This window comes from Yersinia sp. 2541 StPb PI (assembly GCF_052217145.1).
GTDB classification, from domain to species: domain Bacteria; phylum Pseudomonadota; class Gammaproteobacteria; order Enterobacterales; family Enterobacteriaceae; genus Yersinia; species Yersinia enterocolitica_E.
The window spans coordinates 1,206,199-1,223,151 of sequence record NZ_JAZGQB010000001.1; the positions used below are offsets into that span (position 1 = coordinate 1,206,199).

Here is a 16,953-nt window from a genome sequence, read left to right on the forward strand (position 1 = left end):
AAATAGGTTTTTGGTGTGCGTTGTTTAGAAAGGGCGATATAAATGCGAGCCAATGCGCATTTTTTTATGAAGAGAATGATTTGACTCTTCCCTCCCTATATTCCCTTTCATACCAATGCTATAATCTTGCTATCAGCCAGGGAGCAAGATATGAATCACAATGGTTTGCGTCGGTTAATGTCAGGAATTAAGGGGGGTCGGGCGGCTATATTGCTCGCTGCGGCGTTGTTATTAGCCGCTTGTGATGACAGCAATAATAAGGGCGTGGTCACACCGCCTGCGGCTCAAGCCAGTACCTCGGCGGCAAAAACACCGGCGAGTAAACCCACAGATACGGTGGTACTGGCGGAGCTGGCAAAACGCCATGCTGGTCAGCCGCTCACCTTGCTGGATGCCTCTGAACTGCAACTTGACGGGGCCAGTGCCATGGTGCTGACCTTCTCGCAACCACTGAATCCAAATCAGGACTTCGCCGCACAGGTGCATCTGGTTGATACCGTCAGTGGCAACATCGACGGTGCCTGGGAGCTATCCGATAATCTAATGGAGCTGCGTTTACGCCATCTCAAACCGGAGCGTAAATTGCTGTTGACTGTCGACAGCACGCTGCAAGGGGTAGGTGGCGCGCAACTGGGTGCACAACAACAGCAACAAATCACCACGCGTGATATTAAACCGAGTGTCGGCTTTGCCAGCAAAGGCTCTTTGCTGCCGGGCAAACTGGCGCAGGGCTTGCCGGTGATGGCGCTCAATGTTGATAACGTCGATGTTAACTTCTTTCGCATTAAGCAAAGCAGCCTGGCTAACTTCCTCGCTAACTGGCAGAACCGCAGTGCGCTCTCTAACTGGGAATCGGACGAACTGCTGAAAATGGCTGATTTAGTCTATACCGGCCGTTTTGATCTCAATCCTGCGGTTAATACCCGTGAAAAGCTGTTGCTGCCCTTAGCCGATATCAAGCCGTTACAAGAATCTGGCGTCTATCTGGCTGTCATGCAGCAAGCCGGTCACTACAGCTATACCAATGCTGCTACCCTATTTACCCTGAGTGATATCGGTGTTTCGCTACATAGCTACCATAACCAGATGGATGTGTTCACTCAGGCATTAGCCGGTGGTGCGGCATTGAAAGGCGTGTCACTGCAACTGTTGGATGATAAAGGCCAGGTGTTGACTCAGGCCGAAACCGACGGCAAGGGCCATGCGCAGTTGGAAAAAAACGCTAACGCCAAACTGCTACTCGCCGCGCAAAATGGGCAGACCAGTCTGATCGACCTTAATGCGCCCGCTTTAGATCTGGCCGAGTTTGATATTGCCGGTCCAGAGGGTTTCCAGAAGCAGTTCTTTGTCTTTGGCCCCCGTGACCTGTATCGGCCAGGTGAAACCTTAATTGTTAATGGGTTACTGCGCGATGCTGACGGTAAACCCCTAACAACCCAACCAGTTAAAGTCGATATCCTCAAACCGGATAATCAAGTGGTGCGCAGCTTTACCTGGCAACCACAGGATGGCCTGTATCAATACCAATATGCCATACCTGAAGGTGGCCCAACTGGCGAGTGGTCACTACGCTTGAATGTGGGTGATAACCAGCCACGATTGTACAAATTCAAGGTAGAGGATTTTCTGCCAGAGCGTATGGCGCTCGATATTGCCACCAGTAAAGAACCGATCGCCACTGACAGTGAGGCTAACTTTGCCGTCACTGGCCGTTACTTATACGGTGCCCCGGCCTCGGGCAACCGTCTGCAAGGCCAATTATTCCTGCGCCCACTGCGTGAAGCTGTTGCCACACTGCCCGGTTTTGAATTTGGTTCGATTATCGAAGAGAACCTCTCCCGCACCTTAGATGAGTTTGATACCACCTTAGATAACGAGGGGCAGACAGATATTGCGGTGGATAACAGTTGGCAGCATGCCCAATCGCCGCTGAAATTGATATTACAGGCCAGCTTGTTGGAGTCGGGTGGCCGGCCAGTCACTCGCCGTGCGGAGCAAGCAGTGTGGCCTGCTGAGGCGTTGGTGGGGATTCGCCCGCTGTTCAATAAACAGCAGGTTTATGATTACCGCAGTGACAGCTATAAATCACAGGCGATGGTGGATCAGGATACGCAGGCTGATTTTGAAATTATCTATGCAAATGCCAGCGGCGAAAAACTGGCCGTCAATGGTATTAAAGTGAAGTTGGTACGTGAGCGGCGTGATTACTACTGGCAGTGGTCAGAAAGTGATGGCTGGCAGTCGTTATTTGATAAAAAAGATCTGACTCTGGCAGAGCAAAGCGTGAATATCGCCGCCAACGGGAGCGCTAAAGTCAGTTTCCCGGTGGAGTGGGGCGCATACCGCATTGAGGTGAGTAACCCAGATAATGAATTGATCAGCAGTTCTCGTTTCTGGGCCGGTTACAGTTGGCAGGATAATACCGCTGGCAGTGGTGCGGTGCGTCCTGATCAGGTCAAATTAACATTGGATAAACCCGCTTACCGCCCAGGCGAAAAAGTGAAGTTACATATTGAAGCGCCAGCGGCGGGTAATGGCTATCTGCTGGTGGAATCCAGCGACGGCCCGCTGTGGTGGCAGGAAGTGACTATTCCTGCGGGTGGTGCAGAGGTCGAAGTGCCGATTAACAAAGAGTGGAATCGGCATGACCTGTATCTCAGTGCCACAGTGATTCGCCCCGGTGATAAATCACAACAGGCGACGCCAAAACGAGCGATTGGTTTATTGCATCTGCCGTTGGTGGATGAAACCCGCAAGTTGGCATTGCAATTGGATGCCCCCGAGCGTATCCGGCCCAATCAAACTTTAACGGTAAAAGTGAAGGCCAGCCGCAGTGGCGCGCCGTTACCGGAAAAAGTGCAAGTTTTACTGTCAGCCGTTGACAGCGGGATCTTGAATATTACGGATTACGCCACGCCAGATCCTTACGATGCCTTTTTTGGCCGTAAGCGCTACAGCGCCGATCGCTATGATGTCTATGGGCAATTGATAGAAGGGCAAGGGCGTTTAGCCAGCTTACGTTTTGGTGGTGATGGTGATGAGGAAGATGCGCTGTCCCATGGGGGCAAGAAACCCATTACCGAAGTGACTATTGTAGCGCAGCAAGCCCAACCGGTGACATTAAACGCACAGGGTGAAGGCACCGTTGAGCTGGCGATTCCAGATTTTAACGGTGAGTTACGTTTAATGGCCCAAGCCTGGAGTGATGAAGATTTTGGCAAAGCAGAGTCGAAAGTGGTGGTGGCAGCACCATTGATTGCTCAACTGGCAGCGCCACGTTTTCTGGCCGGTGGCGACAGTACCCAACTGGCTCTGGACTTAAGTAATTTATCTGGTCAGGCACAAACCTTAGCGCTGAAATTGGCCGCCAGTGATTTACTGGCGCTAAATGGCGCGCAAACTCAGTCCGTTACGCTGGCGAACGGTGAGCGTAAAACGGTACTGATCCCGGTTCGGGCGCTGAACGGGTTTGGGCAGGGTGATCTTGGTCTGACGATCAGTGGCATGGTACTGCCAAATGAAGAACTGCCAGATTACCAGCATCATTGGAAAATTGGCGTGCGGCCAGCCTATCCGGCCCAAACGCGCCATTTCGCTAATGTGCTGCGCAGTGGTGAAAGCTGGAGCCTGCCTGAGCAGGCTACGGCGGGATTGAGTGCTGAAACATTGCAAGGTCAACTGCTGATAACCAGCCGCCCACCTCTCAACTTGGCTCGTTATATCAGCGAGTTATACGCCTATCCTTATGGCTGTCTGGAGCAGACAGTCAGTGGACTGTATCCCTCACTGTACAGCAACCATGCACAGTTGACTGCGCTGGGTATTAAGGCCGATAGCGATGAAAAACGGCGACAGACGATTGATGTCGGGATTGAGCATTTGCTCAGTATGCAGCGCTACAACGGCGGCTTTGGTTTGTGGAGCAACGACAGCCCGGAAGAGTTCTGGCTAACCGCCTATGCCACTGACTTCCTCTACCGTGCCAGCCAACAAGGCTACAGCGTGCCTGCGGCGGCACTGACGGCGGCGAATACCCGATTACAGCGTTATTTACAGGATCCTAATCAGGTTGAAATTCGCTACAGCGAGCAAACCAAGCATACCCGCTTTGCGGTGCAAGCCTATGCGGGGCTGGTATTGGCGCAGCAGCAGCAGGCTTCGCTCGGCGCATTACGGCAGTTATATAGCCGTAACAGTGAAGCGCGTTCTGGCTTACCACTGGTGCAGTTGGGTGTGGCATTGAAATTGATGGGCGACATGCCTCGTGCCAAAGAAGCCATCACTCAGGGGCTAAATACCATACGCAGTGATAAGGATTACTGGCTGGAGGATTACGGTAGCCCGATACGCGATGATGCCCTTATTCTGGCACTGTTAACCGACAACAATCTACTGCCGCAAGCACGTGATAGTCGTCTGTTGGCCCTGTCTGATGCCTTGACCAGCCGCAACTACCTATCAACGCAGGAGAGCAATGCTATATTCCTTGCGGGGCGCACCTTGATGAATGGCGCTGAAACGCCGTGGCAGGTTGCTATCGCGCCACAAGCTGAGCCAATTGCGGATAGCGTGACGCTGACCCAAAGTACCGCGTTAAACCAAAACTGGTCGGCATCACAACTGGCTGCGGGGATGCAACTGCAAAATCGGGGTGATACACCATTGTATAGCCGCGTTGCAGTGGTGGGATATCCGCAGCAAACCCCGGCACCATTCAGTAATAATTTGCATATCACCCGGAGTTACATTGGGCTAGATGGCAATCCGTTGCAGTTATCACAACTGAAAAGTGGTGAGTTAGTCTTGGTGCATCTGGATGTTTGGGCCGATAGGCGGGTACCGGATGCGCTGGTGGTTGATTTGCTGCCTGCTGGTCTGGAACTGGAAAACCAGAATCTGGGCGATAGCAGCGCCAGTTTGGGAGAGAGTGCCAGCAGCGTGACTGAGCTATTACAGGATATGCAGCAATCGGATATCAAACATCAGGAGTTTCGTGATGACCGTTATGTCGCTGCCGTCAATGTCGATGGTTACCGTCACACCACGTTGCTCTATCTGGCGCGGGCGGTCACGCCAGGCCTCTACCAGGTACCTGCGCCACAAGTAGAATCGATGTATGTACCCGATTGGCGTGCGCTAGGGAGTACTCCAGCGCAGCTTGAAATCGTTAAGTGAATACTCACTTCCCCTGAGCGACGAAACAGTTGTCGGGGGAAGTAATACGATTCATGCGCAAAAATATCTATTCCCGCTATCGGCGTATGGGCTGGGCGTTGGTGCTTATCTTGGTGTTGTTTCCGGCCACTCTTTGGCTGGCAGATAGACTTTGGCCATTGCCTCTGGCCGAGGTCCAGGTCGCGCGGGTAGTGGTTGGTGAAGATGGTACACCGTTATGGCGTTTTGCCGATGCTGACGGCGTATGGCGTTATCCGGTGACGTTGAGTCAGGTTTCGCCGTATTATCTACAAGCACTGCTCACTTTTGAAGACCGCTGGTTTTACTCTCATCCCGGGGTAAACCCATTGGCGCTAGCGCGTGCCGCCTGGCAGGATCTGCGCGCTGGTAAGATACTTTCAGGTGGCAGCACGCTATCTATGCAGGTTGCCCGCTTGATCGACCCACATCCGCGCACGTTAGCTGGCAAATTGCGTCAAGTCTGGCGTACTTTTCAGTTGGAATGGCATTTTTCCAAAGTTCAAATTCTCGAAATCTACCTTAATCGCGCTCCATTTGGTGGCACCCTACAAGGGATTGGCGCTGCCAGTTGGACCTATTTAGCTAAGCCGCCCTCTCAATTAACCGCGGCAGAAGCCGCATTGCTGGCAGCATTACCGCAAGCCCCTAGTCGGCTACGTCCCGATCGCTATCCTCTACGGGCAAAGGCTGCTCGAGACAAAGTGTTAACCCGACTGGCGGATTATCAGGTTTGGACAGCAAAGGATGTGGCTGATATTAAACAAGAAGAGGTCTGGCTGGCACCGCGTCAGATGCCACAATTGGCTCCTTTACTGGCTCGCCGTTTAACCAGTGGTAATCAGCGCGAAGTGATCCACACCACACTTGATACCGGATTACAGCGCCAATTGGAAGATATGGCGGCGAGTTGGCGTCATCAATTACCTGAGAAAACCTCGCTAGGCTTGCTGGTGGTTGACCATACCACGATGAAGGTGCGTGCTTATCTTGGGTCGGTGGATTTTCAGGACAACAGCCGCTTTGGTCATGTGGATATGGTCAGTGCATGGCGCTCACCGGGGTCGACACTCAAACCTTTCCTGTATGCCATGGCACTGGATGACGGCCTGATCCATGCTGAATCTCTGCTTCAGGACGTGCCACGTCGCTTTGGTGATTACCGGCCTGGCAATTTTGATACCGGATTCCATGGGCCGGTCAGTGCTAGTGAAGCTCTGGTGCGTTCGCTGAATTTACCGGCGGTTCAATTACTGGAAGCCTACGGCCCAAAACGTTTTACCGCCAATTTACGCAATGGTGGTCTGAACTTACGTTTCCCCTCTCACAGTGAACCCAGTCTGGCGGTCATTTTAGGCGGAACCGGTTCACGGTTGGATCAATTGGTTGCCGCGTATAGCGCTTTCGCCCGTGGCGGAATGGCAGCAACATTGCGTTTTGAACCGCAGCAACAAATACAAGAACGGCGACTATTCTCACCGGGAGCGGCATGGATTACCCGGCGCATTATGGCCGGTGAAGCCAGACCATTACCGGATGACATTTTGCCAGCTACCGTGCCACTGGCATGGAAAACCGGTACCAGCTACGGCTATCGTGATGCTTGGGCTATTGGCATCAATGCGCGTTATACAATAGGCGTGTGGGTGGGGCGTCCAGATGGCACTCCGGTTGCCGGGCAGTTTGGTTATGCTACTGCGATACCGATACTTAATCAGGTCAATAACCTGTTGATGGCAGGGTTACAGCAAAGCATTCGCAGGTTACCGTCAGATCCAAGGCCATCGTCAGTCAGTCGGGAAGAGATTTGTTGGCCGGGTGGGCAACCGCTAGCGGTTGGTGATAGCAACTGTCGACAGCGGCGTCAAAGCTGGGTGCTCGATGGCACTGTACCGCCCACACTGACCGCACCCGGCCAGGAAAATATGCAGGGTAGTCAACTCAGTATCTGGCTAAATCAGCAAGGCGAGCGGGTTGCCGCGGATTGCTTAGGAGCCAAGCCAACGCAAGTGGCCTTGTGGCCACTGCCACTGGAGCCATGGTTGCCACTGGCTGAACGGCGTAATCAACGGTTACCCGCAGCAAGCCAGCAATGTCCACCGCAAGGGGAAGGCAGTGCTGCGCCATTGCTGATTTTAGGTATACGTGATGGTGCTGTAGTTAAGCGCTTACCTGGTCATAATAGCCTTGATCTGCGCCTGGTGGCGCAAGGCGGGAGAGGTCAACATTGGTGGTTCCTCAATGGGGAGCAGGTGGCGGTAACCGAGAATAATCAGTCATGGGTACAAAGCTTATCTGTGCCGGGCGGCTATCAGCTTAATGTATTGGATGAAAGTGGCCAGGTGGGTAATATAATGTTCCGTATGGAATAGTCATACTGATAAAACTAATTAATAACAATGGCTAATTAATTTTTGTATTTATCATTAAAATAACATCCCTGTGATAAATAAAATGATATCAATGCTTTTATTAGCCAGATAAAGTAATTACATCATGGTTTTTAGCTCTGCTACTTATTGCTGGGGATTATTAGATGAACCATAATTACTTAATGATATTTTTTCACGCTAATATTAACTGAAAACGTTTCTGCTCAACAGGGAAAAGTGTGTTTCTTTGCTAATAATAACTATACGGGGAAATCAATTTGCGCGGGGCAGGGGCAAGAAGTAAGTGATCTTAAGGATGAATGGAATGACAAAATATCATCTATTTTTGTTCCCTCAGGTATGATTGTCACGGTTTATGAAAATAATGATTTCTCAGGAAAATTATTGACATTTAGAGATGATGTTGATTTATTTTCCTCTCGCAGTTGGGCTGATTTAAATAATGAGATTAGTTCCTTTAGAGTTCGAAGCGCTGCCTGTTTTTATGAGCAAGATGACTTTTTAGGTGAATCAATTTGCCTCTCTGGTAACGAGTACGTTGATCTGTTTAATAATACTGATCGCCGTAGGAAACAATCACATGTTTTAAACCCACTTAATGATCAAATTAGTTCGATAAAACTACCGCAAAATACCCAAGTGACAGTTTATAAAAATGATAACTATAGTGGTGATTATTTTACTCTGACTGATGATTACTTAACTTTTGACTTAAAAAAAATAGGCATGGATAATGGAATTAGCAGTATTCATGTTTCTCAGCAAGAATATTTTATTTGCGATCAATATTGTGCTGTAAAAGATAGAGTTATTATCCCGATACAATACACCTTTGGTCGATATTGGGGTGATGAACGAATAGGTCCAAAACAAGCTTTGGTCAGTTTTGATTTGAATGATCAAGGTGATTATTCTATAGAAATAATCGGCGGTGGTATATTTAAAATAAGAGATCGTGAGGTTTTTTTTATTCATGAAAGCAGAAATAATAGTTCTATATTCAAATTGAGCAATGAAAGCGATACATTGTCAATGTTATCGACATTTAATGGTGGCTATTTCGAAGTTCAATTTATGGAGTCTATTGGTGAACAGGTAGTCTATTACTATCCACTGATCACCTATTTGTTTGATGCGGATAAAACGAGTGTTGAGTTTTTTATTAATAACGCAAATGAAACTCAACCATTAATTATAAATAAAATAGTGTTGACGGCTGAAAAAAATAAAAGTAGGGCAGGGCGAAGTCTGGTTGGAAAAACCGCTTGTTGGTTAGTTCCCCTGCTTAATATTTATAATTATGTTATCCAAGGGCGGTGTAATCAGGTAGACCGGTTTGTCACTAATGCTTATGATTTTTTCAATGGCGATAACAATAAGATATTACAAGTATCCGGTTCTTCGAAGCCCTTCCCTAAATTAATGACGAATGAAGCGTTGTCTGCTGATGTTTTTTTGACGGAGTTGTCAACTGAGCCGGTCGGTATATTGACTCAAATTAATTCTGATATGAACGGTAAATCATTGACAGTACCGGCCAGTGCACGGGCCTGTAAAGTTTCAATGAAAGATGAAGTGCTCCCTCATTTACGCTTTCGCCGCCAGCTTATTCCCCCCTGCATTGATTGGACATTGAATATTTTGACTGATTTTACACTGCTCTTTGGTGACAGTCTTGATAGTTGGAACGCTGAAAATTTTGGTCGGGTTATTGCGCGGATTATCAGCTCAGGTGATACCGGCTATGCGGCATTAGATACAGCGACCGATGCGCGGTTTATTGAAAGTGTCCGAACCTATATCGCGGAGAATATTGATAATATCGCCCTGTTAAAGACAGCATTTGATTTTTCACAACTTAGCTATGCTGTTTATTTACATCACAATAATCTGGATTTTAATGTCGAAACACCACAAGTAGCACAGCTACTACCTCAAGGGCGCTATGAGTTGGCACTGCAAAATTTCGAGTTTGTCGAAACCATCCCCAGAAGACGGCAACACAATCAATGGCTAGAACAGCCTGAAATGCACTTTGATATTGAAATCATTAGCGGCGCAACCGAAGGCACGCTGGCTGCCAGGCAACATGTCCTCGCGGATATCGAAGAATGGCAACGGCGCTACAGTGAGGCCGCGCAGACCTTAAAAAGCGCAACGAATATTGAAAATATTGGCAATCTCAATCCGTATGAGGGGATGGATGTGGTTATTTCTGCCTCGAATTTGGTGAGTGACGTGGTGCTGAGTTGGCTAATAACACCCCGTGATGATTATATCTATGTGATCGTTCGTCTATCAGGAGAGGTTATTAGCATCACGCTGGCCGTTGATATTAATGAGTTTGATGTTGGTGTCGCCGGCTCGCTGACTCATCCAGCTTATGTGCTATATCCAACGGCTGAAGGCGTTATCAGAGGCGCAGGTACAGCGGCTATCAGAGCATTAGCCGACTATTTAGCCAAAAAAGGGAAACGCGCACTGGTATCGGATGTGATCAGCCAACCTTCAGCCATTGTGAAAAAGAAGGTGGGCTTTCAATTTATCAATGAACTTTGATATTAATAACGTTTTACCTGCAAAGCACTGCGAGTATGGCAAACGGTTTTTTATACAAAGTGTGAGTTGTACGCAAAAATGAGTAATTAAGATAAATATTTTTTAATGAAATGTTGTGATTCCCGTATGCAAGCGTTAATCGCGCACTTATAATCGGCGGCCACTGTACAGGGGTCGGCATAATTTTGTAGTAAAGGAACCGTTCGCCAGCCAAGTTTATATCCTTATTTAGGGTAGTTAGCGGGGCGGGTTCCACGTCCGGTCAATATTAGAAATTCAATAGAGGTTATCATGGCTTTAGAACGTACTTTCTCCATCATCAAACCCAATGCTGTTATCAATAACGACATTGGTGCTATTTATGCGCGTTTTGAAAGTGCTGGTTTCGAAATCATTGCTGCAAAAATGCTGCGCCTGACCAAAGAACAAGCAGAAGGTTTTTACGCAGAACATAAAGGCCGCCCGTTCTTCGATGGTTTGGTTGAATTTATGACCTCTGGCCCAATTATGGTACAAGTTCTGGAAGGTGAGAATGCCGTTCAGCGCCACCGTGATATCATGGGGGCAACTAATCCAGCTAACGCACTAGCAGGCACTCTGCGTGCTGACTTTGCCGACAGTTTTACCGCTAACGCAGTACACGGTTCTGATGCGGTTGAATCAGCTCAGCGTGAAATTGCCTATTTCTTCGCTGCGGATGAGATTATTTCTCGTCGCTAATGAGTTGATTCTGTGTAGAAATGGCCAGGATTTAATCAACTGAAACAATAAAGTTGCCCGGACGCCTTTCCAATCATGGAATCCATGCTCTAAAATTCGTACAATGCCGCGCCCCGGTGGAGACATCTCTCCCGGGGCGTTCTATTATTTATTTATCGCCGTTTCGAAAGCCTATCCGGTTTAACACGCAGCGCCGTAAAGTGTAACAACGAGGCCACGACAACTCATGTCTGAACAATTATTAACTTCATCAGCACCAATTGATGCTGTCCCTACGCCAGACAACGCGCCCGCCATTGCCGCGCCCGTCACTGGCAAAATTAATTTGCTCGACTTAAATCGCCAGCAAATGCGCCAATTCTTTGCTGAAATGGGCGAGAAGCCTTTCCGTGCAGATCAGGTCATGAAGTGGATATATCACTATTGCTTTGATGATTTCGAGCAAATGACCGACATTAATAAAGTGCTACGCGCCAAATTGCAGCGGGTAGCAGAAATCCGTGCACCGGAAGTGACTGAAGAGCAGCGATCAACTGATGGCACCATTAAATGGGCCATCAAAGTGGGTGATCAGCAAGTTGAAACCGTCTATATCCCAGAAGGCGACCGCGCAACGCTGTGTGTGTCATCTCAGGTAGGCTGCGCACTGGAGTGTAAATTCTGCTCCACGGCACAACAGGGCTTTAACCGTAACCTGCGGGTATCGGAAATCATCGGTCAGGTATGGCGTGCGGCCAAAATTATCGGCGCAGTAAAAGCCACCGGTATCCGCCCAATCACCAATGTGGTGATGATGGGGATGGGTGAACCTTTGCTCAATCTGAATAACGTGGTGCCGGCCATGGATATCATGATGGATGACTTTGGTTTCGGCTTATCTAAACGCCGTGTGACCTTGTCTACTTCCGGCGTGGTTCCGGCGTTGGACAAGCTGGGTGATATGATTGATGTGGCGTTGGCTATCTCATTGCACGCGCCGACCGATGATATCCGCGATGAAATCGTGCCAATCAATCGTAAATACAATATTGAAACCTTCCTGGCTGCGGTACGGCGTTATTTGGATAAATCCAAAGCCAATGGCGGGCGGGTTACCGTCGAATACGTTATGCTGGATCACATCAATGACAGCGTGGAACAAGCTCATCAACTGGCGGAATGTCTGAAAGACACACCATGTAAGATTAACTTGATCCCATGGAACCCGTTCCCTGGCGCACCTTATGGCCGTAGTTCAAACAGCCGGGTGGATCGTTTTTCTAAGGTATTGATGGAATATGGTTTTACCACCATTGTTCGTAAAACGCGTGGTGACGATATAGATGCTGCATGTGGGCAGTTAGCGGGTGAGGTGATTGACCGCACCAAGCGTACCTTGAAAAAGAAAATGGCCGGTGAACCTATCGCTATTAAGACAGTCTGATTGAAAGTATTGATTTGTTCTATATAACTAATTGTTATTTAACTTATAATTTGTTAGATGCTCAATACTGAAAAAGCTATACCCTAAATAATTCAAGTCGTGAGTATTGCGAACGTGCATGACGCTTGAGGTATGACGGGTATCTTCACATATAAGGACAATTGAGAAAGCATGAAGCTGACAAGACTGTGGAGAGTTTGCCTGATTGCGACCGTATTGGCTGGTTGTTCCGGTTCATCGCCGGAAAAGGTTAGCCAACCCGCCGCCGGGCAGACGCGTTTACAACTGGGTTTAGAGTATTTGGCGCAGGGTGATCTTAATGCCGCGCGGCAGAATTTTGAGAAGGCTGTAGAGGCTGATCCACAGGATTATCGCGCTCAATTGGGTATGGCGTTTTACGAACAACGTATCGGTGAAAACAGTGCCGCAGAGCAGCGTTATCAGCAAGCGATGAAACTGGCACCTGGAAATGGCACGGTACTGAATAATTACGGTGCGTTTCTGTGTGGTTTAGGGCAGTATGTACCGGCCCAACAACAGTTTAGCGCAGCAGCGCTGCTGCCCGATTACGGTCAGGTGGCAGATAGTCTGGAAAACGCTGGATATTGCTTTTTACGGGCCAATCAAAATGACCAGGCTCGGATACTGTTGAGTCGGGCATTGAAGTATGATCCTGATAAAGGTGAGCCGCTGCTTGCAGAAGCTCAAAGGCATTTTGGAGAAGGGAATCGCGCTCAGGCGCAACTATTACTGGATGTTTACCAACATACACTTCCGGCCAGTGCTGAAAGTTTATGGTTACAAATTCGTTTCGCCGCGCTAGCAGGCCGTCAAGATAGTGTTCAACGCTATGGCAAGCAGCTTGCGCGAAGTTTTCCACAATCCAAACAGTACCAGCATTTTCTAGCTAATGAATACTGAAGCCTCCCAAGATCAAACAGTTCCAGAGACGACAGGTGTGCGCCTGCGTCAAGCCCGCGAAGCTCTAGGGCTAACTCAGCAGACGGTTGCAGAACGTCTGTGTCTGAAGGTATCCACAATCCGTGATCTTGAGGAGGATAAAGCGCAAGCTAATCTCGCCTCAACATTCCACCGTGGTTACATTCGTTCTTACGCCAAATTGGTTCACCTCCCTGAAGATGAACTGTTACCCATGTTGGAAAAACAAGCACCAATCAGGGCAACAAAAGTGGCCCCAATGCAAAGTTTTTCATTGGGGAAAAAGCATAAAAAACGTGATGGCTGGTTGATGAGTTTCACCTGGCTTATTGTGTTGGTTGTGCTGGGGTTGACAGGAGCATGGTGGTGGCAAAATCATCAGGCGCAGCAAGCAGAGATAGCCACTATGGCTGATCAATCCTCTGCCCAGCTGTTGCAAAATGGCGGGCAATCTGTGCCGCTGTCTGATGAGAATAGCGATCCTAACGCGCCGACCGATACCCAGGCTCCGATTGCGAATAGTCAGCCTGCCTCTACACCTACGGCAAGTGGTACTGCACCGGTAACAAACAGTACAGCACCTGTGGATACGGTAAATAACCGTGTCGAGACAGCAACTAATCAGGGAGCGACTCCGGCGGAGTCTGTGGTCGTTTCCCCGAGTCAGGCAGTTGTGCCTGATGCTTCTACCGCGCAATCACCACTACCTACAGCAGACGCTGGGGTAAATGGTGCGGCATCATCTGTGGGTTCATTGGTAATGAACTTCAAAGCTGATTGCTGGTTACAGGTTGTTGATGCGAGTGGAAAAACATTGTTTAGCGGTATCCAAAAAGGAGGCGCGACCCTCAACCTATCGGGGAAATCCCCTTATAAACTGACTATCGGTGCACCTGGTGCGCTGACAATCACATATCAGGGTAATCCGGTTGATTTGAGTAAGTTTATTAAGGCTAATCGCGTAGCCCGCCTGACTGTCGGTGTAGAGTAATATTGTGGTTTTGACAAACTATGTTGTGGTTCAGCTAAACCGCCACTGTAGTTTTGAAAAACTGCTTTGTTGTATAAACTACACGACTGTAAAGGAGAGTGTGTAATGCATAACGAACCCCCAATTATCCGACGTAAATCTACCCGGATTTACGTCGGTAAAGTGCCAATTGGTGATGGTGCGCCGATTGCAGTGCAATCGATGACCAATACTAAAACCACGGATGTTGCTGCGACTGTTGCCCAAATCGTAGCATTGCAACGTGTTGGTGTGGATATCGTGCGAGTCTCAGTACCCACCATGGAAGCGGCTGAGGCGTTTAAATTAATCAAGCAGCATAAAGACGTCATTGTGCCGCTGGTTGCCGATATTCATTTTGACTACCGTATCGCCCTGAAAGTGGCTGAGTACGGTGTTGATTGCTTGCGTATTAACCCCGGTAATATTGGCAACGAAGCCCGTATCCGAGACGTGGTTGCTAGCGCTCGCCACTACAACATCCCTATCCGTATCGGTATCAATGGTGGATCGCTGGAGAAAGATATTCAGGAGAAATACGGTGAACCTACGCCGGAAGCCCTGCTTGAATCCGCGATGCGGCATGTCGACATTCTTGACCGCCTCAATTTTGATCAGTTTAAAGTCAGTGTTAAAGCCTCAGATGTTTTCCTGGCGGTAAACTCCTATCGTTTGTTAGCCAAAAAAATCGACCAACCTTTGCATTTGGGTATTACCGAAGCGGGTGGTGCGCGCAGTGGTTCAGTTAAATCTGCCATTGGATTAGGTTTGTTGCTGTCTGAAGGTATTGGCGATACGTTGCGTATCTCGCTGGCGGCTGATCCGGTTGAAGAAGTCAAAGTCGGTTTCGATATTCTTAAATCTTTGCGTATCCGTGCCCGTGGGATTAACTTTATCGCTTGCCCAACATGCTCGCGCCAAGAGTTTGACGTTATCGGTACTGTGAATGCTTTAGAACAGCGGTTAGAAGATCTGATTACACCTATGGATGTCTCTATCATCGGTTGTGTGGTCAATGGCCCGGGTGAGGCTTTAGTGTCGACTATCGGTGTGACCGGTGCTCATAACAAAAGCGGTTTCTACGAAGATGGTGTTCGTCAAAAAGAACGCTTTGATAACAAAAATATGATTGACCAGTTGGAAGCCAAAATTCGGGCTAAAGCATCAATGCTTGATGCTAATAATCGGATTGTTATCAATCAATTGGATGATGAATAAACATCGTTGGTCATGGGTTGTCGGTCAGCACAAAAGCGGGTTTTAGCCCGCTTTACATTGCGCCTGTAGGGGTAACAAGTTGTCATCATTGAATATATGGGTGGCAAGCCTCTATAATCGGCTTTATTTTTTGCACCATGCCCAAAGTAATTAGAGTGGCTGCGAACGGCGCTGCTGCTTCAAGTAAATAGGGTATAAAACTACAGAGAACAGACGTGGCAAAGAACATTCAAGCCATCCGTGGTATGAACGACTACCTGCCAGCCGATACGGCAGTATGGCAGCGCATTGAAAGTATCTTGAAGCAAGTACTTGCAGGCTACGGTTATAGCGAAATTCGCATGCCGATTGTAGAGCAGACCCCGTTATTCAAGCGCGCGATCGGTGAAGTCACCGACGTGGTTGAAAAAGAGATGTATACCTTTGATGATCGCAATGGCGAAAGTCTGACACTGCGTCCTGAGGGAACCGCAGGGTGTGTACGTGCAGGTATTGAACATGGTCTGCTGTACAATCAGGAACAGCGTCTGTGGTACATCGGTCCGATGTTCCGCTATGAGCGCCCACAGAAAGGCCGCTATCGTCAATTCCATCAGTTGGGTGCGGAAGTTTTCGGTCTGCAAGGGCCGGATATTGATGCCGAATTAATTTTGCTGACTGCCCGGTGGTGGCGTGCTTTAGGTATCTCAGAGCATGTGCAACTTGAACTGAACTCCATTGGATCATTGGATGCGCGTGCTGATTACCGTGAAGCGCTGGTGACTTTCCTCGAGCAACACGTTGAGGTACTGGACGAAGATTGTAAGCGCCGGATGTACAGTAATCCGCTGAGAGTGCTGGACTCCAAAAATCCCGATGTTCAATTGCTGCTAAATGATGCGCCTAAGCTATCTGAATATCTGGATGAAGAGTCAAAACAACATTTTGCAGGTCTGTGTGAACTTTTAGACCAGGCCAGCATCCCATATACCGTCAATGAGCGTTTAGTTCGTGGTTTAGATTATTATAACCGTACGGTATTTGAGTGGGTCACCAATAGCTTGGGCGCCCAGGGCACTGTGTGTGCCGGTGGGCGTTACGACGGTTTGGTTGAACAACTCGGTGGGCGTGCAACGCCTGCGGTTGGTTTTGCCATGGGCCTTGAGCGTTTGGTTCTGTTAGTGCAGGCCGTAAATGCTGACTTCCAGGTACCAGCGACAGTAGATGTTTATGTCATTTCGTCTGGTCAGGATACGCAAAGTGCTGCAATGCTACTTGCTGAGAACCTGCGTGATGCCATGCCAACGCTGAAATTAATGACCAATTACGGCGGTGGTAATGTCAAAAAGCAATTTACCCGCGCTGATAAGTGGGGTGCCCGTGTTGCATTAATGCTTGGCGAAAGCGAAGTAGCAGCACAGCAAGTGGTCGTAAAAGATTTGCGAAATGGTGAACAAGAAACGCTGGCGCAAGCGGATGTTGCTGCGCGTCTGGCTTTGATGTTGGGTTAAGGAGAGAGA

At 48.6% G+C, this 16,953-nt stretch carries 9 protein-coding genes; all 9 read left to right on the forward strand.

Annotation, left to right across the window (positions count from 1 at the left end):
• Positions 1–150 precede the first annotated feature (150 nt).
• The 9 genes from V1953_RS05345 to hisS all read left to right on the forward strand — a co-directional run bounded on the left by V1953_RS05345 (position 151) and on the right by hisS (position 16,944).
• Positions 151–5,175: an alpha-2-macroglobulin family protein gene (locus tag V1953_RS05345; protein ID WP_442850733.1), complete on the forward strand. Its 5,025-nt coding sequence runs from the start codon at positions 151–153 to the stop codon at positions 5,173–5,175.
• Positions 5,176–5,228: 53 nt separating this feature from the next.
• Positions 5,229–7,565, forward strand: coding sequence for a peptidoglycan glycosyltransferase PbpC (pbpC, locus tag V1953_RS05350; protein WP_083163187.1), 2,337 nt, complete (start codon positions 5,229–5,231; stop codon positions 7,563–7,565).
• 237 nt (positions 7,566–7,802) lie between these two features.
• Positions 7,803–10,145 (forward strand): peptidase inhibitor family I36 protein, encoded by a 2,343-nt coding sequence (locus V1953_RS05355; RefSeq protein ID WP_442850734.1) that lies wholly within the window; start codon positions 7,803–7,805, stop codon positions 10,143–10,145.
• 291 nt (positions 10,146–10,436) lie between these two features.
• Complete coding sequence (gene ndk / locus V1953_RS05360; protein ID WP_083163189.1) at positions 10,437–10,865, forward strand: nucleoside-diphosphate kinase; 429 nt, start codon at positions 10,437–10,439, stop codon at positions 10,863–10,865.
• 226 nt (positions 10,866–11,091) lie between these two features.
• Positions 11,092–12,288 carry a bifunctional tRNA (adenosine(37)-C2)-methyltransferase TrmG/ribosomal RNA large subunit methyltransferase RlmN gene (locus tag V1953_RS05365; protein ID WP_083163193.1) on the forward strand — a complete coding sequence of 399 codons (1,197 nt, stop codon included), beginning with the start codon at positions 11,092–11,094 and terminating at the stop codon, positions 12,286–12,288.
• 171 nt (positions 12,289–12,459) lie between these two features.
• A complete protein-coding gene (gene pilW / locus V1953_RS05370) occupies positions 12,460–13,209 on the forward strand; it encodes a type IV pilus biogenesis/stability protein PilW (RefSeq protein ID WP_442850735.1) in 750 nt (249 codons plus the stop codon).
• A complete protein-coding gene (gene rodZ, locus V1953_RS05375; protein WP_083163197.1) occupies positions 13,199–14,218 on the forward strand; it encodes a cytoskeleton protein RodZ in 1,020 nt (339 codons plus the stop codon). Before pilW ends, rodZ begins: the two co-directional genes overlap by 11 nt.
• A 105-nt stretch (positions 14,219–14,323) precedes the next feature.
• Positions 14,324–15,454 (forward strand): flavodoxin-dependent (E)-4-hydroxy-3-methylbut-2-enyl-diphosphate synthase, encoded by a 1,131-nt coding sequence (gene ispG, locus V1953_RS05380; protein ID WP_083163199.1) that lies wholly within the window; start codon positions 14,324–14,326, stop codon positions 15,452–15,454.
• 215 nt (positions 15,455–15,669) lie between these two features.
• Entirely contained in the window at positions 15,670–16,944 is a 1,275-nt protein-coding gene (gene hisS / locus V1953_RS05385) for a histidine--tRNA ligase (RefSeq protein WP_083163201.1), read from the forward strand.
• The last annotated feature ends 9 nt before the right edge of the window (positions 16,945–16,953 follow it).